The organism is Streptomyces sp. R44, from assembly GCF_041053105.1.
Lineage (GTDB): Bacteria > Actinomycetota > Actinomycetes > Streptomycetales > Streptomycetaceae > Streptomyces.
In genome coordinates this window covers 8,408,171-8,434,555 of record NZ_CP163444.1, presented here as the reverse complement: position 1 = coordinate 8,434,555, position 26,385 = coordinate 8,408,171, and the positions used below count along the sequence as shown (strand labels likewise).

The following is a 26,385-nucleotide window of genomic DNA, read 5'->3' as shown; positions in this document are numbered from 1 at the left end:
TCCGCGTGCCCCGAACGAGCCGGAGTGGTGATCAATGGTGCGGGGACTTCATGACGGCTGCCAGGCGGTCCCCGTCCGACGGTGCGGGAAACGCTGGGCGGGCAGAGCGACGCCCGAGACGGGCGAGTGCTGCGGCGAGGTGGCCGATCAGGGCTCGCACGGGGACTCCTCACGCACGGAGCGGCGGTTCAGCACGGTCGGCTCCGTCCTGTATGCGACGGCGCCGCCAGGGAACGGAACTGATCCCACTGCACTTTCGGGCGGGGCAGACCGCGCCGCGCGAGATAGCGGTCGGTCGACCGCTTGGTCTGGCGCAGGACCCGCAGGGCATCGCTGACCCGCCCCGAACCCATGGGTTCGATCACGCTGGACGGCACCAGGAGCCAGCCCGAACCGGTCTGCCTCAGGTCTCCGCGTACGAGCGCGTTGTACATGTGGTTCAGCAGTTCGTCGTGCCGGTGCACCAGCAGGCTGGCCGGCCCCGGCTCGACACGGCAGTCCGGTGGGACCTCGACCAGATAGCCCGACGGTGTCGGCTGCGGGCGGGTACGGGCGAGCAGCGGTGCCCCCGAGGCGTCGCGGCCGGCCAGTACCGCCGTCGGCATGCGGCCGAGTTGCGCGGCCCCGGGCAGCGTGTGCGTCGCGGCGGCGGGAGCCGGCGCCTCGGGCCACGACAGCTCCTCCAGGCTCGGCCTCATACTCACCCGTTCGGGTTCGACGGTGATGAGGAGGCGCAGGTAGTACCAGGACATCACCGGCCTCATGGGGCGCTTGAGGTAGGCGCGGCTGTGCGGCTGGCGTTCGAAGAGCCTGCGCCAGTACTCCTCGGCCCCTTCCGGACCCGTCATGATCGCGTCGGGGCAGTGGGCGCGGCCGCTGACGAACACTTGCGGAGCCCGGTCCAGTTCGCTGCCCGTGGGGTCGGAGAAGAGCAGCGCGACCCGGCCGTCGCGGCGTACGTTCAGCGCCTTTTGGGCGAAGGCGAGGGACGTGGTCAGCAGGAGGGTCCCGTCTTCGCGCCGAGCCACGGCCGTCGGCCAGGCCAACGGCGTTCCGTTCTTGCCGAGGGTGACGAACTCGCAGGTGCGGTAGGCGTCCAGGACGTCGTGGGGAGCGCAGTCGAGTACCGTCATCGCGCCGCTCCGCGGACGAGTACGGCCGGCGTCCGCTGCGCGGTGCGTTCGCGGAGCGATGGCCGGACGGACTTGTCCTCACCGTTGCGGTGGCGGTGCAGCCCGTATCCGGTCAAGCGGTGGGCGACCGAGGCGGCCCGGCCCGTTGCACCGTGCGGGGCTGCGGGGAGCAGGGGCGACAGCGGTTTCCGCTCGCGGTGGTCCGCGATCGTCTCGTAGGGGCGGGGCTGTTCGGAGGTACTACTGAAAGACACGCTCGGTTGCTCCAGGATCGAATGCCGACAGCGGATACGACACGGTGCTCACCGGGCCTTGGCGTGGACTTGGTGCCGACTTGCCGTTCCTGGACACCGAAGGCATACGAGGCCCATGACGGCCCTTGAACGCGGCCGCCTACCGCAGCCTGTGCCGGCTCAACGGCGCTGTCGGCCCGTGCCTGGAGCTCAGCGCGCTCAGCAGCGGCGTGGCGCCCTGCGGCGACGAGCTCACTCTCCCCGTGCCGGAGGAACTCACGGCCCCGGCCATCGACCACCTCGGTGTCGCCAACGGCCTGTGGTCGTACCACAAGGAAATCCAAGAGCCCGGGGCCATCCCGACCCTGCTGCCCCACGTGCTGATGGCCGAGCGCGACATCAGCCTGCCCGAAGCGGTCACCGCCACCGCCAACCTGTGCGATGACCTGATCAGAGCATTCGAAAACAAGGCCGGCACCATCGAGCCCACCGCCCCCGGTCCAGGTCCTGCGCTACCTCGACGTCCTCCGCGCCTGTGTCCGCGGGAACGGTGGTCGTTGCCCCGGTCGACCCGTCGAAGCTGGAGGCCGGGGACATCGTCCTCGCCCGTGTCGCCGGGACGGTCCACTTGCCCTTGGTGTCGTCCGTGGACCCCGCCGGGAAGCGGGTACAGATCAGTAACAACCGTGGCCTCGTCAACGGCTGGACCAGCCACGATCGCGTCTTCGCTATCTGTGTGGCAATCGACGGCGTCACCAGGGCAGAGGTCGCGGGCAAGACGCTCGCGGCCGACTCCGACGACTCCTCCTGAACCTGCCGCTCCAGCAGCATGAGGCCGCCGAGCCACACGGGTGGCAGAACGAGTGCGCGTTCGCGAGATCGACGACGACGAGGGCCCGCGGTTACTCCGGACAGCCCGCAGAGGCACGGGCTCGGTGGTGACCTGGCGGCGCGCGCAGATGGTGCTGCTGTCCGCTCAGGACATGCCGGCCGACTTCCTGGTCGCCGAGGGGGTGGTCGACGACATTAGCCACGAGGGCCTGCGCCTTCTACTCCGTGAGGAGGAAGTCTCCTTTCAACGTTTGAAGACCCGGAAGACCTCCCGTGATCGGGAGTACGTGGACAAGAAGGCCCGCGTGGAGCATCTCTACGCGATCGCCGACCGTGAGGTCAAAGCCGAGGACGGCGAGCCCGAGCCGTCCTCTGCATGGACGAGTTCGGGCCGCTCAACCTGATGCCGCACCCCGGGCGGCAGTGGGCCGAGCGCGGCGGCAGGCACAAAGGCCCCGATCGTGAGCCCCGCCGCCGGCGCCGGGCGACCTACAACCGCTACGGCGGGGTGCGGCACCTGTTTGCCGCCCTGGACCTGGCCAAGGACAAGCTCTACGGCCACATCAAACCGCTCAAGCGGCGCAAGCAGTTCTTGGAGTTCTGCCGCTAACTGCGAACCCCCCTGCCCTCCCGCGGTGCGGATGGCGATCGTCTGCGACAGTTTCTTGCCGCACCTGACCACGAAGAAGTGCCGGCGAGTCGGCACATGGGCAGCGGCGAACAACGTTGAAATCGCCTACACGCCGACCGACTCCTCCTGGCTGAATCGGACCGAGGCCCAGTCCATGGCCCTGCGCTACTTCACCCTCGACGGCACCGACCACGCTGACCACAAGAAGCAAGGCAGCATGATCCGCCGCTACATCATCTGGCGCAACCGCCACGCCGACGACCGGCACCTACGCGCCGTCGTCGACAGGGCAGACGTTGCCTGACGCGGCACTGGCCGGAAGCGGCTCCGGCAATCCCCTCGAGGGCGGCCTCGCGAGCTGTGACAGCGCCGTCCTGCCAAACCCGGCGAACGAAGTCGACCGCGATGACGTCGGCCTCCACCCCAGTGAGTGCGGGGGGGCAACTGCAGGAGCCTGCGGCGAAGGGGCGCAACAAGGGCAGGCCCATGCCCCTCCCGCAGTGAAGCGCCTCCGCTCCGGGGCCGCGACGGGCGGAGATGCGGGCCTTGTGTGAGGATGGACGCACTGTTGGAGCCGTGGCTGACGACCCGCGTATCCGAACCCCGGGCACATTCGAGTTCCCGCTTCCTACGGTGTGCTCCGGATCGCCTGGATCGGTGAGGGGCCGGAGGCTGTCGAGCAGACCCGGGCGGAGTCGGTGCAGGTGGAGGAGACCGATGGCACAGATCCCGTCACGAGGATCTGTCGCCGCATCCACTCGCGCCTGGAGATCGTGCCGCGGTTCCCCGAAGGCCGGTGAACCGAAGGCGGCGCCCCGAGGAGATCGCATGGCACAGGAACTGCAGGGCAGGACGGCCATGGTCACCGGAGCCAGCAAGGGCATCGGGCTGGCCGTGGCCGAGGCCCTCACGGGGGCCGGGGCGTTCGTCGTCGCCGCGGCACGGACCTCGTCTCCCGGGCTGGACGCGCTGGTGGCGGCGGGGAAGGCGCGCTGGGTGGGGGTGGACCTCACTCGGTCCGGCAGCGCGGACCGCCTGGTCGCCGAGGCCGGGCCGCGGGTCGATCTCCTGGTCAACAACGTCGGTTCCGCGCCCGCCCGGCCCGGCGGCTTTCTCTCGGTCACCGACGCGCAGTGGCAGCAGACCCTCACGCTCAACCTGCTCACCGCCGTCTCAGTCACCCGTTCGATCCTGCCGCTGATGCTCACAGCCGGGAGCGGCTCGATCGTGAACATCGGCTCGGTCAACGCCGAACTGCCGGACCCCGCGGTGGTGGACTACAGCGCCGCCAAGGCGGCGCTGGTCAACTTTTCCAAGGCTCTGTCGAAAGAGTTCGGTCCGCGTGGCATCCGGGTCAACAGCATCAGCCCCGGCCCCGTGGAGACGGATCTGTGGCTGGGCGACGGCGGGGTCGCCGACACCGTCTCGGCAGCCACGGGCCGACCGTCCGAGGAGGTGAAGGCGCAGGCGGCGAAGGCAACCATCAGCGGCCGCTTCTCACGGCCGGGAGAGGTCGCCGATCTGGTGGTGTTCCTCGCCGGCGACCGGGCCGCCAACATCCTCGGCAGCGACCTCCGGATCGACGGCGGTCTCGTGCCGACGTGGTGATGAACCGACGTGGTGACGAAGAACCGCCCCGGTGAGGAGCAGTCTGACGAGCGACGTCATGCACGCGATACGGGGCCACCGGCGCGGCGCCCCCGAGCGGCCCGCCTGACGGCGCCGCAGAGCCTGCTCTTTCAGGGAGGATTGACGGCAAGTCAGCACATCCCCCCCGGCGGGCATCGTCGCACCCGCCCCCTTCGCCCGAGGCCGGCGAAGGCCCGCGGGGCGATCTTCGTCGTCACGCCCGACCGTGCGGGCCCGGGCGCACTGATCGCGCTCCGGGCCACCTGAGCCCGGAACCGTTCGCGGCCACCGCGGCTCGCGAGCGGAAGCGTCTGCGGCTCAACGGAAAGGAAGAACGATCATGGCCCCGTCCGAACGTCCTGTCGTCTTCATCCACGGTCTATGGCTGCACAGCTCCTCTTGGGCCCCCTGGGTGGAGCTGTTCACCCAGCGTGACTACCGGCCCGTCGCGCCGGGCTGGCCCGGCGTCGGCGCCACCGTCGAGCTCGCCCGCGCCGACCCCGACAGCATCGCCGACCATGGCATCGATGACGTCGCCGCCCACTACGCGAAGATCATCGACGGCCTTCCGCAGCCGCCGATCCTGGTCGGGCACTCCTTCGGCGGCCTGATCGCCGAGAAGCTGCTCGGCGAGAACCGCGCCGCAGCCGCCGTGGCGATCGACGCGGCCCAGATCAAGGGAGTTCTGCCCCTGCCGCTGTCGACGCTGCGGTCGACCTTCCCCGTCTTCAGCAACCCCGCCAACAGGCACCGCGCCGTGTCCCTGACGTCAGATCAGTTCCGGTTCGCCTTCGGCAACGCCATCAGCGAGGACGAGTCGACGCAGCTGTTCGAGCGGTGGACGATCCCGGCCCCGGGCAAGCCGCTGTTCGAAGCCGCCGTCGCGAACTTCGCCCCGCACTCCCCCGCGAAGGTCGACACCGACAACGCCGACCGCGGACCGCTCCTGCTCATCATGGGCGGCAAGGACCACACCGTCCCCGAAGCCGTCACCAAGTCGACGCTCAAGCAGTACCGCCATTCCGATGCCGTCACCGATCTCATCGGGTTCCCCGACCGCGGCCACTCGCTGACCATCGACAGCGGCTGGCCGGAGGTGGCCGAAGCCTGCCTGGACTGGCTGACCGGGCAAGGGCTCTGAGGTCGCCGGCCTCGACCGGGACCCACTCGACCCGGGAGGCCCGCTGGTCACCGAAACCGACATCGGCCCAAACCACCGCCAGGTGAGGGTGGCCGACTCGATGAGACTGCCAACGGCACACGGACGTCCCCTGAGTCGGATCGGGCCGACGGTTCGGGGCCGACCGCGCAACGCTCGCTGGACCATGCGGTGTTGAGCATTCCTGCGTGCGTTTATGAGTACGGGCACTCACGACGTGGCAGACGGTCGGCAGCGAAAGTGAGGGCACACCGAACAACGGGAGACCCTCATGAGCACGTCCTCGGGCACGATCCGGGCCGCCGCCCCTGTCCGACGCGGGAAGTACCGCTTCGTCGCCGCCCTGATGGGCGCTGCCGCGATGGCCGTGCTCACGGGATGCGCCGGGTTGGAGTACAAGGAGGATGTCTGCAGCTCAGGCGAGTACCCCGTGCTGTCCGTAGGCGGTACCGGATCCGCCTGTGTCCAGGACGGCAAGGAGCCTCCGGCGGGATTCGCCCGGTATCCGGAGGGCAAGGTGCCGCACGAGGTCGACGACACGTGGGACGTGTACTGGCGCACCCACACCCTCGACAAGGACGGCAACATCATCGACGCCCCCGACGAGGGATGACGCGAGGGCGTGCCTTCGCGCGCCTGGAGGGGAACATTCAGGATCTCCTCGACGTCGAGGGGTGGCCGGGCCCGATCGGGGTGCGGGCGGCGACGGCCAGAGCGCGGGCCTGAGCGCCGGACCGGGGGCGTACCCCGTGACGTACACCTCGGACGCGTACGGCCACGCCTGGCTCACCGTACGACGTCCCGCCAAGGAACTGATCACGCTGGTCAACGGCCTGCACGCGGTCAACACGCTCCTCGAGGAAGCCGGCTTCGGCCCCGATCTGCTCTGCTCCCTGACCGCGTTCCACGCCCCGGCGGCCGGGGCGGCGGTACGGGAGGCGCTCACCTGCACGGATCGTGCGGCGCCGTCAGCCGGGGAGCTCGCCGACGACTGTCATCGACGCCACCCACCAACCTGGTCGGGGACAGATGCCGAATGCGCCAGGTACTTCGTTGGTCCGCACCCGGGTGAGTCACGGGTGGGAAATGCGCACCGTCGCGCACACAGTGGTTCCGGTGCGGGTCGCGGCTCCGGATTCGGCCCCGCACGTCGACCACGGACCTGACCGAGGAGATCACTCATGGGTTCAAGTCCCGACCGACGGCACTTCTTGGGCATCGCCGCCGGCACCGCGGCATTCGCCCCGTTCGCCTCCGCCGTCCCTGCTGCCGGGCAGTCTCTCCCGGCACACATCGCCGGACCGGCGGCGACGAGCCCGGCCGCGACGAGCAAGGCCTTCGGCCCGATGAAACACGTCAAGGCAGGTGTACTGAACATCGGATACGTCGAGATGGGGCCGGCGCACGGGCATCCCGTCCTGCTGCTGCACGGCTTCCCCTACGACATCCACAGCTACGTCGAGGTGGCCCCGCTGTTGGCGAGCGAGGGCTACCGGGTGATCGTGCCGTACTTCTGCGGCCACGGCAGCACGACGTTCCTGTCCCCCGACACCCGGCGCAACGTCGATAAGGCCGCTTTCGCTCTGGACACCATCGCGCTGATGGACGCGCTGCGCATCCAGCGGGCTGTCATCGCCGGCTACGACTGGGGATCGCGGACCGCTGACATCATCGCGGCCATGTGGCCGCAGCGCTGCCGGGCCCTGGTCTCTTTGACCGGCTATCTGATCACCAATCTGGCGGCGAACCTCAAGCCGCTGCCGCCCATGGCCGAGAACGCATGGTGGTACCAGTACTACTTCGCCACCGAGCGCGGCGTGGCGGGGCTCACCCTGTACCGTCACGACCTGGGTCGGTTCATCTGGAAGTTCAACTCGCCCACCTGGGACTTCTCCCAGGACACGTACGACCGCACCCTGGCGGCCTTCGACAACCCCGACTACGTCGCGATCGTGATCGGGAACTATCGCTGGCGGCAGAGCCTGGTCCCCAGCGAGCCGGAGTACGCGGACCTGGAGCGCGTGCTGCAGCAGGCCCCGACCATCGGCGTGCCCACGATCACGATCGACGGCCGCTACGGCCCTTTCACCCCGGCCGGCGACGGATCCGCGTACCGCGCCATGTTCACCGGCAAGTACGACCACCGCGTCCTCGATGTCGGCCACAACGTTCCCCAGGAGGATCCGCGGGGCTTCGCCACGGCCGTCGTCGACGCGGCCGAGTGGTGATCGCGCCATGCCGTCGACAGCGCCACTCCCACCAGTCTGCGGGAGCGGCCCGATCAACTCGGGAGGCAACGCATTTACCGGTCCTCCGATGCGGGGGCGGAGGACCGCGTCTTCGAAGTCGCGGAGGCAGGCACACCGAGCCACGTTCTCTCCGGCACACGCCGGGGCTCGTCGTGAAACGCGTCCCGGACAAGGCCCTCGACGGCACCGTCGCAGCCGTCGGAGGCACGGGCAGGCGCCACGTATCGCTCCCTGGTCCTGTCCGGCGGATCCTGATCGTGTACGTCGTCGAACTCTCCGGGAGTCTGCTGTGAGCACAGCGCGTGATCTGTGGATCACTGTCATGGAACTCGACCCCCGCCGTGCCGTGGGCCGGGGCGTCCTGTCGCTGGCGCTCGCAGGCGCCGAGGCGATCGACCTGCTGGACCTCGGCGCCATCCGGCTGGACGGCGACCGCCTTGTACCGGCCGGTGACCCGACACCGCAGGACGCCCTCCTGCGGCAGGCATGCACCGCGCTCGTCCGGCACGAGCCGTACGAGTCGCTGGACGACTGGTTGTGGCGACGGGGCCGCGCCCTGGCCGACGGCTATGAAGCGGCGCTGGAGTCGGACGGCGACCTCAGTCGGACGCACCGGCGCCGGCTGCCCTTCGGGAGTGGAGGCGAACTGGTACTCACCGACTCCCTCGCGCACCGCCGGGCACAGGAGCGTCGGGAGGCGGGCGATCCCGTTCTCACCGCGCTCGTGGCGGCCGTCGGGCTAGCGGCCGAACCGGCCGCCGAGGCACCGGATCCGACGGATGACACGGCCACGGTGCTGGCCGCCGTCGGTGAGGCGGAACTCGAGCTGGAGGGCGAGCGTCAGCGCCGAAGCGTCGAAGAGGCGGCCTTCGACAACATCTGGCGGGGTGCATGACGCGGTACCGCGTTCTGGCATGAAGGTCAGGCCCCTGCACACGGGCCACAGACGGAGTGACCTGCGTCGACGCGGCGCCTGGCAGCCACAAGGCCATCGACCGCACTGGGCCGATCGGGCCCACCACCCCAGCCACGATGGCCCACGATACGTGCGCCACGGCGCGGCCGGGATCGCCCATGGCACCGGCGCCGACGGAGTCCTGCAGCCCCCGCCGCCCTCATATGCCGCCGGCCGGGTCACCCCCGTGTCCGGCTCGCCCGGCGCCCCGCACCTTGGGCACCGACCAGGGTCGATCCCTGGTGCCATCGGGCGGGCGTCGGCGCACTCTCGGTCATGACGGCAGCCCGCTGACAAGCATCGAGAAGTGAGGGCAATGAGCACTTCCGCTACCGCCGACCTGAAGCTCGAAGCGGTCGTCATCCCGGTACGCGACGTCGACCGGTCCAAGGCGTTCTACGCGGGTCTGGGCTGGCGGCTGGACGCCGACTTCAGCTTCGACAACGGGTTCCGGGTCGTGCAGTTCACGCCCCCGGATCGCCCGCGTCGATCCAGTTCGGCACGAACATCACCAGCGCGGAGCCGGGCACGGCGGAGGGTTTTTACCTGGTGGTCTCCGACGTCCACCGGGCACGCGATCTCCTCGCCGACCGGGGCCTCGACATCAGCAAGGTTTTCCACCTGGAGACCCCGGGCGCGCAGTTCCGGCCGATGGCCGACGGGGGCCGCGTCGACGGCATCGCGGGAGGCCGCGCGAGCTACGGATCGTTCGCGACGTTCACAGCCCGGACGGAAATGCCTTCCTGCTGCAGGAGGTCACCAAGCGGCTGCCCGGACGCGTCGAGGCGACGGCCACGTCGTACGCGTCGGTGACCGACCTGGTCGACGCCCTCAAGCGCGCCGCGGACGCTCACGGCGAGCACGAGGACCGCAACGGCGGAGAGCACGACGAGAACTGGCCGGAGTGGTACGCGGCCTACATGGTCGCCGAGAGCCACGGCGAGCGGCTTCCCGACTGAAGATCACCGATTGTGACGACGGCAGGACGAGGAGAAGGACGATGACAAGCAAGCTGGTGCTCAACGCCGTCGGCGGTGACCTCGAGGAGACCATCGCCCTGGTCGGCGGGGCCGAGATCTCGGCCGGAGCGGGCGAGGTCGTGGTCGATGTCGAGGCCTCGCCGATCAACGGGGCGGACCCGCTGTTCGCCATGGGCTGGTTCGGCGTCTATCCGGAGGTGCCCGCGGACATGGGCGCCGAGGGCGTCGGCCGGGTCGCCGAGGCCGGGCCGGGTGTGGACCCGGCGCTGCACCGGAACCACGTTGCTCGCGGGCACCACGGTCCTTGTCGCCCATGTGCCGAAGCGGAACGTCGGCAGCATCACCACGCGCCGTCCGACCACCAGTCGTTGACGTTCCCGCCCGTGAGCGTGAACGCGGGCGGACGGCCCTGGCCGTCGCAGGCCAGGTAAATCTCACCGGTCACTCCATCCCTTGAGGCCAAGTGGCCACATCAGGTCGCAGCACATCTCCCGTCGACCTGTGTGGCGGACGGACACTTCGCTCGCTTCGCTCCACCGTCGAATGCAGCCTCGACCTCACCGTGAGAGTTCGCGACCGGCCGTAACGCCTTCGACCAACAGACGTCCGATGCCGATCTCGGTCGCACACGTTGAGCAGCCGTACGGCGCCGGGCGTCAGGTCCGTTCGGGATCCGCCCGGCGGACACCGGGCAGGTGCACCACGAGGAGCGTGAAGGCGGCCAGCGCGACGTTGCGTGCCGCGGCGTCAAGACCGTTCCAGTCGGACGACTGCCACATGCCGAACCACTCGCCGCCGATCGCGAGGAAACCCATCCCGAACAGCGACAGCACCATCACCAGCCCCACCGTGCTTGCCGCGCGGGCGCGGTCGTAAGCGTCGCGGCGCAGTCCCGTGATCCAGAACCAGGTGGCGGCGAGGAGGACCGCCGCGGCCAGTGTCTCCCAGCCGATGACGGCGACGTAGGCGGCGTTCTGGAGGGCGGGAGATTCGACCGCCCGCCACATGCTCAGTACCCCGACGTGACGGGAAGCGCCGGCGAGGTGGAACAACCCTCCCGCTGGGACGCGTCGGAGGCACTCGATCGGGCCCGAGTACGGTCCAACATCGCACAACTGCCGAGCCGAAGGGTCATTCGCGCTGGTCAGGAGGATGTCCCGCCTGTACCACCAGCAGACGAAGAACCTGCTCGTGTCGTACTCACCGAAGAGGCTCGGCTTCTTCTAGCGGAACGAAAGAAGGCGCCTGACCTGGGATTTCGCCAGTCAGGAGCGTCTCGCTCGTCCTCCCTAGGTGTTCTGTCTTGGGAGGTTGTGGACGGGTGAGCCAGGTCTCGGTGGAGGGATCTTGAACAGGTGAGGGCCTTCCGGTTCGGTGTGGATTGCGACGTCTACACCTGACCGAAAGGCCCTCGTGCCCCACCGTAATGCACCCCTGACCGAGACCGGGCGCCTGCGTCTGGCCCGCTGTGTGGTTGAGGACGGCTGGCCGCTGCGGCGTGCCGCCGAACGCTTCCAGGTCTCACCGACCACAGCCCAGCGGTGGGCTGCCCGCTACCGCCACGACGGCGAAGCGGGCATGACCGACCGATCCTCACGCCCTCGTCACAGTCCCGGGCGGACCCCGACCCGCACCGAGCGGCGAATCATCAAGGTCCGTGTCCTGCGGCGCTGGGGCCCGGCCCGCATCGCCCACCACCTGCGACTGGTGCCCTCAACCGTGCACCGGGTCCTGACCCGGTTCGGGCTGGCCCGTCTGACCCATCTGGACCGTGCAACCGGCCGGAACATACGCCGCTACGAACGCGAGAAGCCCGGCGAACTGGTGCACGTGGACATCAAGAAGCTCGGCAACATCCCCGACGGCGGCGGCCACAGGGTGCTGGGCCGCCAGGCCGGCCGCAAGACCCGCAAGAACGCCGGCTACAGCTACATCCACACCGCCGTCGACGACCACTCCCGCCTCGCCTACAGCGAGATCCACACCGACGAGAAGAAGGAGACCGCCACCGCCTTCTGGCAGCGGGCCCACGCCTATTTCACCAGCGTCGGGATCACCGTGGAACGCGTCCTGACCGACAACGGCTCCTGCTACCGCTCCCGCGACTGGCGCGACAGCCTGACGGCAGCCGGGATCACCCACAAGCGAACCCGGCCCTACCGACCCCAGACCAACGGCAAGGTCGAACGCCTCAACCGCACCCTCCTCGACGAGTGGGCCTACGCCCGCCCCTACCACTCAGAGCAGCAACGACGCGACGCATTCCCCAGCTGGCTGCACACCTACAATCACCACCGCGGACACACCGCGCTCGCAGGCAAACCACCCGCCAGCCGCGTCCCCAACCTCACAGGGCAATACACCTAGGGCAGGGCCGGGTTCGCGGCGAAGCTCTCAGTTCCTCCCGCCGCTATCCCGCTCCTGTCCAGCGCTTCCGGACTGACCACAGACCAAAACGCCGGCTCACGCCGAAGGCGCCCCGCCCCGGCTGACGCGGTCCCACTCCTGCATGGACTGGTCGACGAGGCGCACTGCGCGATCCACGCCCGCCCGCCGACCGGGCGACGACAGACGCGGTGTGCCGGTGGCGCGATGGCAGCGCCGCCCAGGTCGCACGCCTCATCGCCTGTCGCGCCGAGGGCGATGCCACCCACTCCCACCATGTCCACGACGACGCCCGCGGCACCGCTTCGGTACCGCCGCACACCCGTACCGTCCCGGCCGGAACCTCTCCGGGCTCCTCCACACGCAACGACACGGACGCCCCCCGAACACAACGTCGGCCTTCACGACCACAACCAGGTCGTGAAGGCCGACGCCCCGCTCAGGCCCGGATTCGCCAACAGCGCCGGAATCCGGCCGGGCCCCGGGTGCCATTGACGGTCAGCCGATGGCCTGCTTGTTCTTCCAGCCCACCCCGTCGCTGTTGCCGACGATCTGCGTTCCGGCATGGGTCATCTCGCCCCGAGTGCCGGCGTAGAAGCGGACCGCGCCGTCGCCCCGGATGGTCCAGATGTCCGGGATGCCGTCGCCGTTGACGTCCGGAGTGCCCAGCAGCAGCCGGACGTTGGCGGCCTGCCAGCCGCTCGCGCCGTACGTGATGTCGATGCCGTTCGGCGAGGCGGAAGCGGCGGCCGAGGCCATTGAGGCGAGGTCCAGGCCCCCTCCCGCCGCCGGCTTGCCCACCCGCAGGTAGAGCTTGCCGGCCGTGTCATTGCGGTAGATCATGTCGATCACCCCGTCGCCGGTGATGTCCATGACCGACACGACGTCCCGGTCGCTCCACACGGTCGACGCCACCCTGACGGTCTTCTCCACCGTCGCGCCGTTGTAGCCGATCAGCGCCCAGAGGTCGGATCCCACCGTCACGAAGAAGTCCGGCTTGCCGTCGGCCGTGACGTCCCCGACGGAGACGAGCTGGGTGAAGGTCGCCGGGTCCGGGGTGCCCGCCGGGAGGAGGATCTCCTGCCGTCTGTCGGTGTTGACCGCGCCGTAGCCGTCACCCGGGTACACCCAGAGCTTGCCCTCCAGCCTCGCGACCAGGTCCTGCAGGCCGTCGCCGCCGTAGACATCGCCCAGGTGGGTGATGAGCGCGCCGTTCCAGTAACCCGACGGCGTGCCGACGTACATCGGGAGGTTGTCGGTGCCGTCCGGGTTCCTGGCCGGGTTGGCCCGGTAGGCGCCAGACATCGAGTACCCGATGTCGCCGGTGCCCTTGGCCGGGTCTGCGGCGGTCGCCTCCGCAGGGTACATGCGGAGCTTGCCGTTGCCGTCCACGATGAACATGTCGGGCAGGGCGTCACCGGTGAAGTCGCCGGGGGCGTCAGCCTTGTCGCGCGGGGTGACGTAGAAGAGGTACTTCGCCGGATCCGAGCGGTGCCCGGCGCCGTCCACGGCCCACACGTAGAGGACGTTCGGGCCGGCCTGCGGCGGCTTGACGCCGCTGAGCGTCGTCTCGGTCGTGACCGCCGCGCCCGCGGTGCGCGCCACCGAGGCCTGTACCGCTCCCTGGTTGAAGCCGTACTCGAACTTCACGACGTCCGTCTGGGCTGCCTTGAGAGTGAAGGATCCAGCGGTGCCGAACTTCACCGTGCTCCAGGTGGAGTCTTCGGGCTGGTTGCCGAAGCCGTTGTCCGAGGCGTCGCCGTCCGGGAACTGGGTCGATTTCACCGTCGGGGCCGTGGGCCGCTGGTTGTCGAAGACGAACCGGCACGGGACCTTGGCGGGCGAATAGGCGGAGCTGGAACCGAACTTGTCCACGGACTTCGCCCGCCACGAGTACGTCTCGCCGTTGACCAGGCTGAGCCCGGTGCTGCCGGTCTGGAACGGGCCGGCGTAGACCGTGGCCGAACTGGTGCTGCTGCCCACGCCCTTGCGTCCGGCGCCGCCGAGCAGGTTCGGACCGCTGGAACCGAGCTTGCTCGCCCACAGCGTGAAGTCCACCGAGCCCAGGTTGCCGTCCTTGTCCTTGGCGCTCGCCCACAGTGTGAGCTGGGACGCGCCGAGGCTGATGTACGGGGCGGTGGTGTCGCAGCTCAGGTCCGGATCAAGGTCCAGGCCGGTCGGTGCGTCCGGGGGCCGGTTGTAGTGCAGGTCGATGTAGGGGTCGTGGCCGCCGTTGGCGCGGAATTTCTTCCACGCGAACTGGTCGTGCTCGTTGGTGGCCTTGAAGCCCAGGGTGAGCGTGGGCCAGCCGTAGTCCATGGCCTTCTGCGCCGTGGACTTCACGTCGAACGCCACGTATTCGTCACGGCAGCCGGTCTTGTAGCCATGCGCGAAGCTGTCGCGGCCGATCTGGTTCCCGTCGTTCATCGACGGAGCGTTCTTCCAGTTCGTCTTCGAGCTGATAGCGCCCGTTTGGTGTACCGACATGCTGCGCTTGTTGCACGACCAGGAATACGTGTTCAGGGTCCGCAGGATTGCCTTCTCGACCTTCGCGCCCTTGAGGTCGGCGTCCCAGTCGATGGTGAAGAACGAACGGGAGGTGCCCCAGGTGTCGGACTCGTAGCCGACGCGCGCCTCGTCGGTGCCGCCCTTGTTGAAGTTCTTGCCGTTGTAGAAGCTCGCGTTCTGGTGCCGGCTGTACGCCGTCGTCCAGTCGTTCGTGTGCTTGCTGACCGACGGGTCGACGAAGACCGGGTAGACCGTGCTCGGATCGTTGAGGAACTCCTGGTCCGGGATGAGCACCCAGTTGCCGCCGTCGAGATGCGTCTCGACCAGTGTGCCGTGGGAGTCCGGCTGGGGGCCGTTGAGCGAGGCCAGCGACAGTGTCGCGGCCGCTCCGGACTGTGTGGGCTCAAGAGTGGGCTCGTCGGGTACGGGCGGCAGGGTCGAGTCGCCGCCGGTCTCGGCGGGGTCCGGCGCCTCGTCGGAGGCGCCGGGGAGGACCTCCTTGAAGGGGTCTCCCGCGTCGTCGTCGACCACCGAGTCCGAGGGCTCGGGCGTGGGCGACTCGGACTCCTCGGGCTCCGCCGGGGCGGTCCCCGCGGACTCCGCGGGCAGCACCTCGGCCGGGGCGGTGGCATCGCTGCCGGCCTGCCCGTCGGTCTGCGCGGGAACGCCCGCGCTGTCCCACATCAGCGGAGTCGGGGACTCCGCGACGTCCTCGCCGCCCTCGTCCACGGCGGACACGACGCCCGTGACCGCGTCGAGCTCGAAGCTCAGGGTGGTCGAGGACAGGCCGTACGCCAGCCGAGCCACGCGCGGGTCGGCGGCGGCCGCCTTGTTCTTGACGACGAGCAGCTGGGCGAAGCCGTTGTCGCCGGCGGTCAGTACCAGGTCGGCCCCCGGAAGGATCTCTGGGTACAGCGCGCGGGGACCGTCGACGATCGGCGTCGGAATGGTCTCGGGCCAGGTCAGCACGATGGAGTGGGTGCCCACGTCGATCGTGGCGAGAGTGTTGCCCGTGCCGGGGGTGATGCCCTTGGCCGGCATGAGCGAGACCCGGCGCACCGCGCGCGTCGCCCGCTGCGCGGCGGCCTTGCCGCCGCCGGAGAACACCATGGTGGTGTTCGTCGCCTTGGGCGACCAGCCGCCGGCCACCCGCTTGAGGTCGGTGTCGATGGGCCTCCAGACGCCGTCGGCCTTGGCGCGTACGGGAGTCGAGTGGACGCGCCGCATCAGCGAGCCGTTTGGCTTCGCCCACGTGGTGGAGTACGGCGTGCGCAGAGCGGTCGCCTCGACGGGCTTCCCGGTCCGGCGGGCCTGCACGGCGGCCTGGCCCTCAGTGAGGGGAGCCGACTGCCGACCACCCGGCAACTTGGCCGAATCCAGTGCTTCTTCGTCCCTGTCGAGGCCGACATACGCCAGCCCCGAGGCGAGAACGACGGCAGCCGCGGCAGCCGCGACCGTTCTTCGTCCGGACATGCGGCGCCATTTGCTCATCATGAGCAGGATTCCCCTTCCCCCTCCGGCCCGGCCGCACGGCGGCAGACCGAACCCATTCCGGTGCCAGCAGATCATCACCCACGGGGGAGGGATCCCGTCACCGCGTTCGATTGCGAAGAGTGTCCAGCGGCAGCACCGGCGAGCGAAGGAACCGCGACTCGGTGCCGAGAGGAGAGGCCCCCGGCCACTCTCGCCGCACTCTCCAAAACGACCAAACAGTGCAATAGCTACCCTGAAGTGCAGGCGATTTAGAGGGATTACAGCAGTGCTGCAGCGTGGTGATCGGTTTGAGCTTCAATCCAAGCGACTATCCCGAAAACTGCGGTTGCATCGTATTCCTTCCTTTCACGCCACTGCTGCCTGCTACGTAACGTGATCACTGTCACTTGATCATTCTTACGCTGGTTTTACGGCTGGTGAGCTGCGCACAATCGCGCCTGTCCTGTGACACCTGGGCGGGCCGGGCCCTGCCCAGATTCCGCTTCAGCAGTCCGGGGGGACTCGCGTGCCAGCAAACCCATCCGTCCGAAGACGCCTTCGCACTTACCTCGTGCCGTCAAGCGCCGCGTTGATCGCCCTACTTCTTCCGGCCACGGCGATGGCGCAACCGCCGGACCCCGCACGCGCCGAGGTCCCGCGCGACTCGCTCGCCCTCGACGCGCTGCAGAAGCGGAACTTCGTCCCCGAGAAGGACGGCAGCACCGGCCTCGACCACATCGGGACCAAGGCCCCGCTCAACCTCGCCGAGGCACCCGCGGGCACGGTCACGCCGCCCGCAGCCGGTGTCGGCACCGTCGAATTCGACGCGCCGGTGCAGCCCACCGCGCTCACCGGTGACGGGGCCGTCGAGCCCGCCGTGTTCACGCAGGGCACCGCGGCCACCGCGACCGCGTCAACCGCCATGGCCGGCGCCGCATCGGCGACCCCCGTAGCGTTCCGGCCCGCCGACGACCTGCCCGTCAAGCTCGGCCAGGCCACGGGCGAAGCCGCCCCCACGGGCACCTGGCAGGTCGCGGTCCAGGACCGTACGGCACCCGTCGCGCAGGGCGTCGACGGCGCGCTGCTGACCGTGACCGCACCCGCCACTGGTTCGGTGCCCGTCGCTGTCCAGCTGGACTACGCCGCTTACCAGAACCTCTACGGTGCCGACTGGGCCTCCCGGCTGCGCCTGGTGCAGTTCCCCGAGTGCTACCTGACCACCCCCGACGTCGAGGAGTGCCAGGCGTACGAGGAGCTGGAGACGGTCAACGACCCCGTGACGAAGTCCGTCACGGCCACCGTGGACACGGCGGCCGATGGCACCGTCGCCCCCGTCTCCGCCCCGGCCGCCCCCGCCCCCTCGGGCGTCATGCAGGCCGCCTACGTCACCCCGGTGGCCGCGGGCGGCGACAAGGCCGTCGTGGGTGCCGTGGACTCGGGCGCAGGCGAGGGCGGCTCGTTCAAGGCGACCCCCCTCGCCTCCAGCGGCAAGTGGGCGGCCGGCGGCTCCGCCGGAGCCTTCACCTGGTCGTACCCGGTGTCCGTGCCCCCCACCCCGGCGGGACCCGCACCGAGCATCGCCCTTGAGTACAACTCCCAGGCGGTGGACGGAAAGACCGCGACCTCCTCGCCCCAGGCGTCCTGGGTCGGCGAGGGCTGGGACTACAACCCCGGTCACATCGAGCGCCGCTACCGCACCTGCAAGGACGACACCAAGGAGGTCGGCGGCGAGGCACCCAACAACACCGCGAAGAAGCAGCAGACCCACGACCTCTGCTGGACCTCGTACAACGCGGTGATGTCCCTGAACGGGCAGACCACCGAACTCGTCCGGGTGGGCACCCCGGGACCGGGCGAGCCCGATCTCTACCGTCCCGAGAAGGACGACGGCCTGCGGGTCGAGCTCAAGACCGGCGGCACCAACCCCGACAACGACGGCGAGTACTGGGAGGTGACCACCCGCGAGGGCACCAAGTACTACTTCGGCCTCAACGCCGTCGGCGGCGGCCACGCGGACACCGACTCGGTGTTCACCGCCCCCGTCTTCGGTAACCACCCGGGCGAGCCCTGCCACGCCACCGCCTTCGCCGACTCCCGCTGCAACACCTCCACGAAGAAGCAGCAGGCCTGGCACTGGGGTCTGGACAAGGCCGTGGACGTCCATGGCAACGCCATGATCGTCAACTGGCACGCGTCCACCAACTACTACGCGGTCAACAAGAAGACGAAGACCCCGGAGCAGTACACCCGGGGCGGCCTGCCGGACTCCATCGAGTACGGCCTGCGCAACGACAACCTCGGCGGCACCCCCACGGCCAAGGTCGACTTCTACCTGTCGCAGCGCTGCCTGGAGGACGGCACGGTCTGCGCCTCGGAGAACTTCGACAAGACCGGGGACCCGGCCGCCTTCCGCCCCTGGTGGGACAGCCCCGGCAACCTCAACTGCAAGGCGGACTCCAAGCTCTGCCCGTCCTTCCCCTCCTTCTGGAACCGGCTGCGCCTGGGCAAGATCGTCACCTACGGCCACCGGCCCGGCACCACAGGTCTCCAGAAGATCGACTCCTATGTCCTCAACCACTCCTTCCCGCGCGACTGGTACGACACCTCCCCGGGCCTGTGGCTGAGCTCCATCCAGCGGTACGCCTACGCACCCGGCTCCAGCAGCGCCGTCCTCATGTCCAAGTCGGGGGTCAGCTTCAAGGAGTTCGTGGTCGACCCGAACGACATGGCCCCGAAGGACCCGCTGCGGCGTCTGAAGGACCAGCAGCTCCCCAACCTGGTGCCCCGGTCCGCGAACGACGCCCGCCCCGGCTTCAGGCGGCCGCGCATCGGCGTGGTCGCCACCGAGCACGGCGGTGACATCGAGGTCGTCTACACCGGCGGCTGCGTGACCCAGCCGTCCGTCGCCCCCGAGGCCAACCACGGCACCTGCTACCCGGTGCGCTGGTCCCCGGACGGCGAGGAGAAGCTGCCCAAGCTCGCCTGGTTCAACAAGTACGTCGTGGCCAAGGTCATCGAGACGGACCGGATCACCGGCCTGTCCAAGCAGGTCGTCACCCAGTACAAGTACGCCGACGCCGCCTGGTCCAAGAGCGACGACGAGTTCACCAAGCCCGACCTGCGCACCTGGAGCGACTGGCGCGGCTACCAGACCGTGACCACGATCAAGGGCGGCGAGGTCAAGAGCTCCAAGAGCACCGACCCCGAATCGCAGTCGTACAACGTCACCCGCTACTTCCGCGGTACCGGCGGCGTGGTCAAGGACTCCACCGGCAAGGTGACCCTGGCCGCCGACGACGCGCCCCAGTACGCGGGACAGACCGCGGAGTCGATCGTCTACAGCGGTGCGGGCGGCCGCATCCTCAAGCGCACCACGGCCATTCCGTGGTCCGTCCAGACGGCCTCACGGGCCCGTGACGGCGGCTCCGGCCCGCTGCTCGCCCACCGCGTCGGCGTCAAGCAGAACGACGAGATCCAGACCGTCGGCGCCTCCTGGCAGGCCATCCGCACCTCCACCACGGCCGACCAGGCCACCGGCCTGCCCCTGGAGACGCAGACCGCGCTGGTGAAGCCGAACGGCACCGGCGAGACGCTCAGCGAATACAGCTGCACCAAGACCGAGTACACCGGCAACCCCGCCGTCGGTCTCGTCGGCCTGCCCAAGGCCGTCCGCACGGTGGCGACCTCGTGCGCCTCCTACGGCGCGGCGGACCCGGCCACCCAGCTCGTCAGCGCCACCCGCACCTCCTACGACGGGCTCGCCTACGGCGCCACCCCGGTCAAGGGACTCGCGACCTCGGTCTCCGAGGCCGACGCGGCGGGCACCGGGTACACCCAGTCCGTCACCACGCAGTACGACCCGCTGGGCCGTGTCCGCAAGGTGACCCAGCCCGGCACCGGCACGACGGAGACCCAGTACACGCCCGGCGACACCGGCGGCCCGGTCACCTCGACCACGAGCCTCAACGCCAAGGGCCACGCGACGGTCACCACCTTCGACCCCGGACGCGGCCTGCCGCTCACCGTCACGGACCCCAACAACCGTGTCGTGCGCAACGAGTACGACGTCTTCGGCCGGCTCGTGAAGGGCTGGTCGGCCACCCGGTCCTCCGGCACCCAGACGCCGGACGTGCAGATCTCCTACCAGATGGCCGACGCCTCCCCGACGGTCCTCAAGCCGTCGACGGTGACCGTCAAGACCATCAAGGACAACGGGACCTACGACACCCACGTCACGATCTACGACGGGCTGATGCGGCAGGTCCAGACCCAGTCCGAGGCCCACGGGCCCGGCCGGATCATCGTGGACACCCGCTACAACGACCACGGGCTGCCCTGGGAGCAGAGCAGCCAGTACCTCACCCTGGGCGCCCCGACCAGCAGCCTGTTCAAGCGCAAGTCCAACACGCTGGTCCCGAGCCTCACCCGGACGTTCTACGACGGCCTGGAGCGCACCATCCGCGTGGCCACCTACCACGGTGACACGTTCCTGAACAACACCTCCACGACGTACGGCGACAACACCACGTACATCCGGCCGGCGGGCGTCAGCGATCCCGCGACCAAGACGTACCGGGACGCCTTCGGTCGCGTGACGAAGATCCTTCACTACACCGACTCCAACTCGTCCACGAACCGCGCCACCACGTACGAGTACGACGCCCGCGGCAATCGCACCAAGATCACCGACCCGGCGGGCAACGCGTGGTCGTTCGTCTTCGACGCCCGGCACCAGGTCGTGGAGCGGACCGACCCCGACAGCGGTACCGCGTCGATGACCTACGACGAGGCCGGCCGCGTCACCGGCACCGTCGACGCCCGCAACTCCACGTTCAGCGCATACGACGAGCTCGGCCGGGTGACGTCGGTCCGGTACGGGTCGGCGGGCGCCGCACCTGCCAAGGAGTTCACCTACGACACCCTGCCGGGCGGCGTGGGCCTGCTCGTCTCCTCGGTCCGCCACGACCCGAGCGGCGACTACGTCAGCCGCGTCACCGGGTACGACATCGGCGGCCGGCCCACCGGCCGGCAGACGGTGATCCCGGCGAACGCGATGACCACGGGCGTCTCCGGCACCTACACCTACGGCTACACGTACACCCCGGGCGGCAAGCCCCTCACCACCACCCTCCCGGCGGCGGGCGGTCTCGCCGCGGAGAAGGTCGTCACCCGCTACAACAGCGACGGCCTGGCCGAGTCCACCTCGGGCGCCACCTGGTACACGGCGGACGTCACCTACTCGCCGTACGGCGAACCCCTGCGGACCGTCAGCGGCCCGCAGCCCAACCGGGTGTGGACGACCAACTTCCTGCACGACAACACCCGGCAGGTCCGCCGTACCGTCGTGGACCGGGAGACCGCCAACTCCTACCGGGTGCTGGACACCCGCTACTCGTACGACTACGCGGGCAAGATCACCTCGCTCGGCCGGAAGATGACCGACGCGGGCGTCTCCACCAACGACAATCAGTGCTACACCTACGACGCGATGGGCGAGCTCGTCCACGCCTGGACGTCGAACCTGGCGAACGCCGCGGGCGGCGCCGCCTGCCAGAGCCCGGGCGGCTGGTCCTGGGGCTACCGGTCCGACGCGAAGGCCGTCCGCGGACCTGTCGCGGCCGCCCCGGACACCGCGAGTGACACCACGGCCCCGGACACGGCGCTCACCGACTCCCTGAAGGCCGCGGCCCCGGTCGCCGGTACCGTCTCCGGCGGTGCCACCGGCTACTTCGACAGCTACACCTTCGACATCGTCGGAAACCGCACCACCCTGATCAACCACGACCCCGCGGGCGACGCGGCCCAGGACGTCAAGCGCACCTACGGGTACGGCAAGACGGTCACCGGCAACGGGACCACCCCGCCGTACCTCGCGCAGCCGCACACGATGACCTCGGTCGCCTCCACGCAGGCGGGGGCCGCGAGCACGTACGCGTACGACGCCTCGGGCAACACCACCACCCGTACCCTGCCCGGCGGTACCCAGGACCTGGTCTGGACCGCCGAGAACCGTCTGGAGACCATCAAGGACAAGGGCGTCACGACGAAGTACGTCTACGACGCGGACGGCAACCGCCTGTTGGAGAACACGCCCTCGGGCAGCGTCCTCCACCTGGGCGAGACCGAGCTGACCACCGCCGCGGGCAACGTCACCAGGGCCACCCGCACCTACTCCCAGTCCGGCGCCCCCGCGGTGATCCGGACAGCGCTGAACGGCGCCCCGACGGGCCACAAGCTGGACGTCCTCCTCTCCGACCACCAGGGCACCGTCAACACGGTCATCGCCCTGGCGGCCGGGCAGCAGATCACCCGCCGGACCTTCAAGCCGTACGGCGACCTCCGCGGAGCCAAGCCCGCGGCCTGGCCGAACAACCGCACCTACCTGGGTGTCGGCATCGACGACGCCTCGGGCCTGACCCACATGGGCGCACGCGAGTACGACCATGCCGCCGGCCGGTTCGTCTCCGCCGACCCCGTCGTGGACCACGCCGACCCGCTCCAGATGAACGGGTACGCGTACAGCCACAACAGCCCGATCTCCCGCAGCGACCCGACGGGCCTGCGCGACCCGGACGAGTACAACTACTGGTCTCGCCAGCGCCAGGACATGTGGGCGGGCACGCCCTTCCCTCCGATCACCTCCTTCATCCCGGACTACAACAAGCCGCGCGCTCCGATCCCCGTCGTGGAGAACAAGGCCCTGGCGGGCGCGCTCGCGCAGATCTACGCCAAGCCCACGGCCAAGACGGTCACCGGAGACGGGAAGATCGCGACAGCCCTGCTCCACGAGATGGACACGGGCACGCAGCTGGCGGGCACGAATCGCTGGCACGCCCAGAAGGGCTGGGAGACCCTGAACAGCCTCGGGGACATCCTGGAGAAGAACGCCAAGGCCAGGGCCGGACTGGGCAAGGACAAGGACCTCCTCACCGACGCCGAGATGAGACTGGCCCGCGCGGAGGCGGCGGAGCTGTGGAACGCCCTCAACGCGCCGGACAAGACCGGCAAGATCCAGACCGTGGTGGACGGCGACCCCAAGATGAAGTCGGCCATGCAGAAGGCCCGGAACGCGGTCCTGAAGACGGCGGCCCTCTCCCCGCTCACCGGCACGGAATTCGAGCCAGTGCCCTTCAGACCGCCGGTGAGGAAGGGTGAGGGGAGCAACCTGAGGGGCTTCGGCAAGGCGTTCGGCGTGGCCGGCGCCGGGGTCGGCGTCCTGTCGTACCCCGTGGACGTCTACAACTACGGTTGGGGAGAGGCGTCCAAGTCGGCTGTCGACTCGCTCCTGGACCCCCTCGGGATGAGCGAGTCGATGTCGGGATACAGCGTCCGCTGTGCGCTCTTCGGCGACGGATGTCCCGCTCCCATCGTGGCCTGACAGAAAGGGTGATCAGGAATGATCGCGGACCATTTCCTCGGGCAGCTGCTCGATAGGGTTCCGGAGACGAGGGCCGGCCTGGAGGAGATGTACGAGGACGAGGACGCAAACGGGGACGGGGGCGCGCCGATCGAGGCGCTGCCGGCCTCGGACACCGACCTGGACCTCTACGGGATCCTGCTCGACGGGCTGGTCAGGCCCGTCCTCCAGCCCGCCCTGGCGGCGCCGGAGCGGGACGAGGACCTGCTGAGGCGGTGTTTCGGCTTCGTCGAAGAGGTCTATGAAGTGGACACCGAGTACACCCGTGGCGCGGTGTACTTCCAGGTCCTGGAGAGCCTCCTCGACGCCCGTGAGTACCTGGACAACGCGGTCCCGTTCCTCCGGGGAAACCTCAGGGAGCCCGTCTCCAAGATGCTCAGGAACTATGAGGTCGAGGGCTACGAGGACGGCCTGCCACCCCTCTGACCAGGAGCGGTAGCGGTACGGAAGGAAAACGCCGAAGTGGCGCCCGGTTCCCACCGGGCGCCACTTCGGCGTTCCGCGTCGTGCGGGCCGGTCGGTCGAGGTCGAACCGGTCGAGGTTCACCTTGCCCCAGACGGCGACGTCATGACCCGCAACAACTAGGCCGCGTGTCGAAAGTGGATCTTGGACTGTGAATGATCACGGTCCATGGGGCGGGGAGATCTCACGGACGAGCAGTGGGCGGCGCTGGAGCCGTTGCTGCCGAAGGGCATGAAGGCAGGCCAGCCGCCGGTCCGGCCTCGGCGGCGGCTGATCGACGGCATACGGTTTCGGGTCCGGACCGGTGCTCCGTGGCGGGATGTGCCCGTTGAGTACGGACCGTGGAGCCGGATCTACGACCTGTTCCGCCGGTGGCAGCGGACCGGGACCTGGCACCGGATCCTCACCCGGCTCCAGTCCCTGGCCGACGCGAAGGGTGGGATGACGTGGGACCTGAGCGTCGACTCCACAGTGTGCCGCACCCATCAGCATGCGACCGGGGCCCGCAAGCAGGGCGACCTGCAGAAGGAACCGCCGGGCGGCATCTTCAACGAGCCCCATGATCACGGCTGGCACGCTCACGCGGCGGGTTCACCACCAAGCTGCACCTGGCCGTCGAACAGGGCCAGAAGCCCATGGCAATCGTGATCACGGCGGGGCAGCGCGGCGACTCGCCGCAGTTCGAACCCGTGCTGAAGAAGGTCCGCGCGCCCCGCATCGGACCGGGCCGGCCACGCGTCCGCCCCGATCGAGTGCGGGCCGACAAGGCGTACGCCTCCCGCAAAAACCGCGCCTACCTGCGCCGCCGCGGAATCCGCTGCACCATCCCGGACAAGGCTGACCAGGCCCGCAACCGCCAGAAGCAGACCACGGAGGGAGGCGCGGTCCACGAAGTGACCATCACCCCGGATGGCCGTCCCGACCAGGTTGTCTCCGTCGGCTAGTGACCTGAGTCGAAATGTTCTCCACCTCGATCGATCCGTGGTTGACCCCGCTCCTGACCAGGGTGCGGTTCGTCTCGGCATCGGCGACCGCAGCAAAAGCCGGGCGAGGTGCCGACGATTCTCCGTCCCCGGTCACTAGAGCCCTTCCGACACCCGGCCTAGTGCCGTATCGGGCAGCGCTCGCCCTGCGGGACGGTGGTGTGGCGACACTTGAACGCTGTCACATCCCGGGTATGTCGTAGCCGGGGTCTGGATGCTGACGGGGGGTCCACCACTCGGTAAGACCCCACACCCCGAGCGCGAGCACGGCCAAGGCCGCGACTGCCGCAGCCCAAGGAGGCACCCGCCTGATGGCCAAAGCCCAGGAGAAGAGCGGCACAAGCGCGCCGCCGAGCAGGATGAGTGGCAGGTCGACGAAGACCACGCTCAGATCGCGGGCGTGGCCCTCGAATCCCCCGTCGATACTGAAGGCGGCCCTTGGTGCCCAGACAGCCAGCCCGATCGCTGCACCGAGGCCGGCGAGGAAGCACCTGGCCCGGCGCTCGCCCTTCGGCTTTATACCAGTCCGCCCTGGGGCGTTTTCCCTCATGCCCTCTGGACGCAGCAGCTCGACGCACGGTTGCAGAGGGCGGCCGGCCAGAGCCCTACGCGCCATCGTGGGCAGGGTAATCGTGAACGAGTTCCTCGCGAACGGCGGCAACGGCTTCACCGTCTTCGGCGACATCACCACGTGCGAAGGTGGCGAGGTCACAGACCCGGAAGCCCTGGTCGACCACCTCGAGGCCACCACCTCGACGAGCGCCCTCGCCGCTCCCCGGCGCTGGGTCGCATCACTTTCGTCGCCGCCCCCTGACCGGGCGAGAGCCGGATCACCGAAAATCGGCGGTCCGGTTCGCGTGCCGCCGCCCCGGTGGCGGCCGACGCGCGCCGCCCTCTGCCCGCTCTGCCGTCCAAGCCCTGGTGGCTTTCTCCATCTCGGCATGTTGGATAGCGGAAGGCGCCCTGCAGACCAAGATCCGGGCGTCGCGGACCAGCCGCCTGCGGCTTGGTCGAATCGCGGCCGTTTCCGCAGGCCAGCGGTCACGCGCCGCGTATACCCCCAGCAGACCAAGAACCCGCTGGTGTCCTACTCGCCGAAGAAGCTCGGCTTCTTCTAGAGGCACGCCAAGAGGCGCCTGAGCCGGGCTTTCGCCCGCCAGGCACCTCGGGCTCGCCTTCCTGAGACGGCTAACCGCCCAGGTCGACTGAACCGAAACAAGCCGTACCCCGGCCGCCCCGGCCGTCGGTGGCGCTGATCTGGAAGGGGGAAGGACCGTCTCCGCGCTCCGAGCGCTGCGGACAGGAGAACCGTGAGTGCGAAGGTGTCGACGGGCCGCCGCGCGCGTCAGCGCACGC

At 69.4% G+C, this 26,385-nt stretch carries 17 protein-coding genes and 5 pseudogenes; 16 read left to right on the top strand and 6 right to left on the bottom strand.

The annotated features are described in order from the left end of the window. Positions 1 to 188: 188 nt before the first annotated feature. Both AB5J54_RS38900 and AB5J54_RS38895 read right to left on the bottom strand, forming a co-directional pair. Positions 189 to 1,133 (bottom strand): pyridoxamine 5'-phosphate oxidase family protein, encoded by a 945-nt coding sequence (locus AB5J54_RS38900; RefSeq protein WP_369148669.1) that lies wholly within the window; start codon positions 1,131 to 1,133, stop codon positions 189 to 191. Continuing rightward, positions 1,130 to 1,387: a hypothetical protein gene (locus AB5J54_RS38895; RefSeq protein ID WP_369148668.1), complete on the bottom strand. Its 258-nt coding sequence runs from the start codon at positions 1,385 to 1,387 to the stop codon at positions 1,130 to 1,132. Before AB5J54_RS38895 ends, AB5J54_RS38900 begins: the two co-directional genes overlap by 4 nt. Before the next feature lie 125 nt (positions 1,388 to 1,512). Between AB5J54_RS38895 and AB5J54_RS38890 the strand changes: the two are divergent. From AB5J54_RS38890 to AB5J54_RS38845, 10 genes and pseudogenes are all read left to right on the top strand, one after another. Continuing rightward, positions 1,513 to 1,809, top strand: a pseudogene (locus tag AB5J54_RS38890) (terpene synthase family protein); the annotation flags it as partial. A gap of 107 nt (positions 1,810 to 1,916) precedes the next feature. After that, entirely contained in the window at positions 1,917 to 2,177 is a 261-nt protein-coding gene (locus AB5J54_RS38885) for a S26 family signal peptidase (protein WP_369148667.1), read from the top strand. A gap of 40 nt (positions 2,178 to 2,217) precedes the next feature. After that, a pseudogene (locus AB5J54_RS38880) lies at positions 2,218 to 3,132 on the top strand (transposase). Between the two features lie 524 nt (positions 3,133 to 3,656). Next, positions 3,657 to 4,436: an SDR family NAD(P)-dependent oxidoreductase gene (locus AB5J54_RS38875; protein WP_369148666.1), complete on the top strand. Its 780-nt coding sequence runs from the start codon at positions 3,657 to 3,659 to the stop codon at positions 4,434 to 4,436. Positions 4,437 to 4,797: 361 nt separating this feature from the next. After that, a complete protein-coding gene (locus AB5J54_RS38870; RefSeq protein WP_369148665.1) occupies positions 4,798 to 5,598 on the top strand; it encodes an alpha/beta hydrolase in 801 nt (266 codons plus the stop codon). Positions 5,599 to 5,887: 289 nt separating this feature from the next. Then, entirely contained in the window at positions 5,888 to 6,229 is a 342-nt protein-coding gene (locus tag AB5J54_RS38865; protein WP_369148664.1) for an SCO0607 family lipoprotein, read from the top strand. Positions 6,230 to 6,797: 568 nt separating this feature from the next. Next, the gene (locus AB5J54_RS38860; RefSeq protein WP_369148663.1) at positions 6,798 to 7,844 is read left to right on the top strand and encodes an alpha/beta fold hydrolase; all 1,047 of its coding nucleotides are present in this window, start codon (positions 6,798 to 6,800) and stop codon (positions 7,842 to 7,844) included. A gap of 343 nt (positions 7,845 to 8,187) precedes the next feature. Next, positions 8,188 to 8,760 (top strand): GPP34 family phosphoprotein, encoded by a 573-nt coding sequence (locus AB5J54_RS38855; RefSeq protein WP_369148662.1) that lies wholly within the window; start codon positions 8,188 to 8,190, stop codon positions 8,758 to 8,760. An 869-nt stretch (positions 8,761 to 9,629) separates the two neighbouring features. Beyond that, on the top strand, positions 9,630 to 9,779 hold the full coding sequence (locus AB5J54_RS38850) for a hypothetical protein (RefSeq protein ID WP_369148661.1): 150 nt from the start codon (positions 9,630 to 9,632) through the stop codon (positions 9,777 to 9,779). Between the two features lie 41 nt (positions 9,780 to 9,820). Further along, positions 9,821 to 10,141: pseudogene (locus tag AB5J54_RS38845) on the top strand (alcohol dehydrogenase catalytic domain-containing protein); the annotation flags it as partial. A 23-nt stretch (positions 10,142 to 10,164) separates the two neighbouring features. Here the strand turns inward: AB5J54_RS38845 and AB5J54_RS38840 are convergent. After that, positions 10,165 to 10,257: pseudogene (locus AB5J54_RS38840) on the bottom strand (IS5/IS1182 family transposase); the annotation flags it as partial. 199 nt (positions 10,258 to 10,456) lie between these two features. Further along, positions 10,457 to 10,807 (bottom strand): annotated as a pseudogene (locus tag AB5J54_RS38835) (DUF2165 family protein); the annotation flags it as partial. 406 nt (positions 10,808 to 11,213) lie between these two features. On the opposite strand from AB5J54_RS38835, the gene AB5J54_RS38830 reads away from it, so the two are divergent. Next, positions 11,214 to 12,167 carry an IS481 family transposase gene (locus AB5J54_RS38830; RefSeq protein ID WP_369143927.1) on the top strand — a complete coding sequence of 318 codons (954 nt, stop codon included), beginning with the start codon at positions 11,214 to 11,216 and terminating at the stop codon, positions 12,165 to 12,167. 516 nt (positions 12,168 to 12,683) lie between these two features. Here the strand turns inward: AB5J54_RS38830 and AB5J54_RS38825 are convergent. Further along, entirely contained in the window at positions 12,684 to 16,166 is a 3,483-nt protein-coding gene (locus tag AB5J54_RS38825; RefSeq protein WP_369148660.1) for a DNRLRE domain-containing protein, read from the bottom strand. A 619-nt stretch (positions 16,167 to 16,785) separates the two neighbouring features. On the opposite strand from AB5J54_RS38825, the gene AB5J54_RS38820 reads away from it, so the two are divergent. The 4 genes from AB5J54_RS38820 (at position 16,786) to AB5J54_RS38805 (ending at position 24,990) form a co-directional block, all read left to right on the top strand. Next, positions 16,786 to 23,544, top strand: coding sequence for an RHS repeat-associated core domain-containing protein (locus AB5J54_RS38820; protein ID WP_369148659.1), 6,759 nt, complete (start codon positions 16,786 to 16,788; stop codon positions 23,542 to 23,544). Between the two features lie 18 nt (positions 23,545 to 23,562). Continuing rightward, positions 23,563 to 24,009 (top strand): hypothetical protein, encoded by a 447-nt coding sequence (locus tag AB5J54_RS38815; RefSeq protein WP_369148657.1) that lies wholly within the window; start codon positions 23,563 to 23,565, stop codon positions 24,007 to 24,009. A gap of 205 nt (positions 24,010 to 24,214) precedes the next feature. Next, positions 24,215 to 24,694, top strand: coding sequence for an IS5 family transposase (locus AB5J54_RS38810; protein WP_369148656.1), 480 nt, complete (start codon positions 24,215 to 24,217; stop codon positions 24,692 to 24,694). Further along, the gene (locus AB5J54_RS38805) at positions 24,682 to 24,990 is read left to right on the top strand and encodes a transposase (RefSeq protein ID WP_369148655.1); all 309 of its coding nucleotides are present in this window, start codon (positions 24,682 to 24,684) and stop codon (positions 24,988 to 24,990) included. Before AB5J54_RS38810 ends, AB5J54_RS38805 begins: the two co-directional genes overlap by 13 nt. A 220-nt stretch (positions 24,991 to 25,210) precedes the next feature. Here the strand turns inward: AB5J54_RS38805 and AB5J54_RS38800 are convergent, their stop codons facing one another. Further along, positions 25,211 to 25,645 carry a hypothetical protein gene (locus AB5J54_RS38800; protein WP_369148654.1) on the bottom strand — a complete coding sequence of 145 codons (435 nt, stop codon included), beginning with the start codon at positions 25,643 to 25,645 and terminating at the stop codon, positions 25,211 to 25,213. 16 nt (positions 25,646 to 25,661) lie between these two features. Here AB5J54_RS38800 and AB5J54_RS38795 point away from each other — a divergent pair, with 16 nt between their 5' ends. After that, positions 25,662 to 26,147 carry a hypothetical protein gene (locus AB5J54_RS38795; RefSeq protein WP_369148653.1) on the top strand — a complete coding sequence of 162 codons (486 nt, stop codon included), beginning with the start codon at positions 25,662 to 25,664 and terminating at the stop codon, positions 26,145 to 26,147. The last annotated feature ends 238 nt before the right edge of the window (positions 26,148 to 26,385 follow it).

What these genes read in the sequence shown, in the direction of transcription:
- AB5J54_RS38875 (WP_369148666.1), top strand. Translation starts at nt 3,657, where the DNA reads ATGGCACAGGAACTGCAGGGCAGGACGGCCATGGTCACCGGAGCCAGC.
- AB5J54_RS38860 (WP_369148663.1), top strand. Translation starts at nt 6,798, where the DNA reads ATGGGTTCAAGTCCCGACCGACGGCACTTCTTGGGCATCGCCGCCGGC.
- AB5J54_RS38865 (WP_369148664.1), top strand. Translation starts at nt 5,888, where the DNA reads ATGAGCACGTCCTCGGGCACGATCCGGGCCGCCGCCCCTGTCCGACGC.
- AB5J54_RS38810 (WP_369148656.1), top strand. Translation starts at nt 24,215, where the DNA reads ATGGGGCGGGGAGATCTCACGGACGAGCAGTGGGCGGCGCTGGAGCCG.
- AB5J54_RS38825 (WP_369148660.1), bottom strand. Translation starts at nt 16,166, where the DNA reads ATGTCCGGACGAAGAACGGTCGCGGCTGCCGCGGCTGCCGTCGTTCTC.
- AB5J54_RS38900 (WP_369148669.1), bottom strand. Translation starts at nt 1,133, where the DNA reads ATGACGGTACTCGACTGCGCTCCCCACGACGTCCTGGACGCCTACCGC.
- AB5J54_RS38800 (WP_369148654.1), bottom strand. Translation starts at nt 25,645, where the DNA reads ATGGCGCGTAGGGCTCTGGCCGGCCGCCCTCTGCAACCGTGCGTCGAG.
- AB5J54_RS38820 (WP_369148659.1), top strand. Translation starts at nt 16,786, where the DNA reads ATGGCGCAACCGCCGGACCCCGCACGCGCCGAGGTCCCGCGCGACTCG.
- AB5J54_RS38855 (WP_369148662.1), top strand. Translation starts at nt 8,188, where the DNA reads ATGGAACTCGACCCCCGCCGTGCCGTGGGCCGGGGCGTCCTGTCGCTG.
- AB5J54_RS38815 (WP_369148657.1), top strand. Translation starts at nt 23,563, where the DNA reads ATGATCGCGGACCATTTCCTCGGGCAGCTGCTCGATAGGGTTCCGGAG.
- AB5J54_RS38870 (WP_369148665.1), top strand. Translation starts at nt 4,798, where the DNA reads ATGGCCCCGTCCGAACGTCCTGTCGTCTTCATCCACGGTCTATGGCTG.
- AB5J54_RS38805 (WP_369148655.1), top strand. Translation starts at nt 24,682, where the DNA reads ATGGCAATCGTGATCACGGCGGGGCAGCGCGGCGACTCGCCGCAGTTC.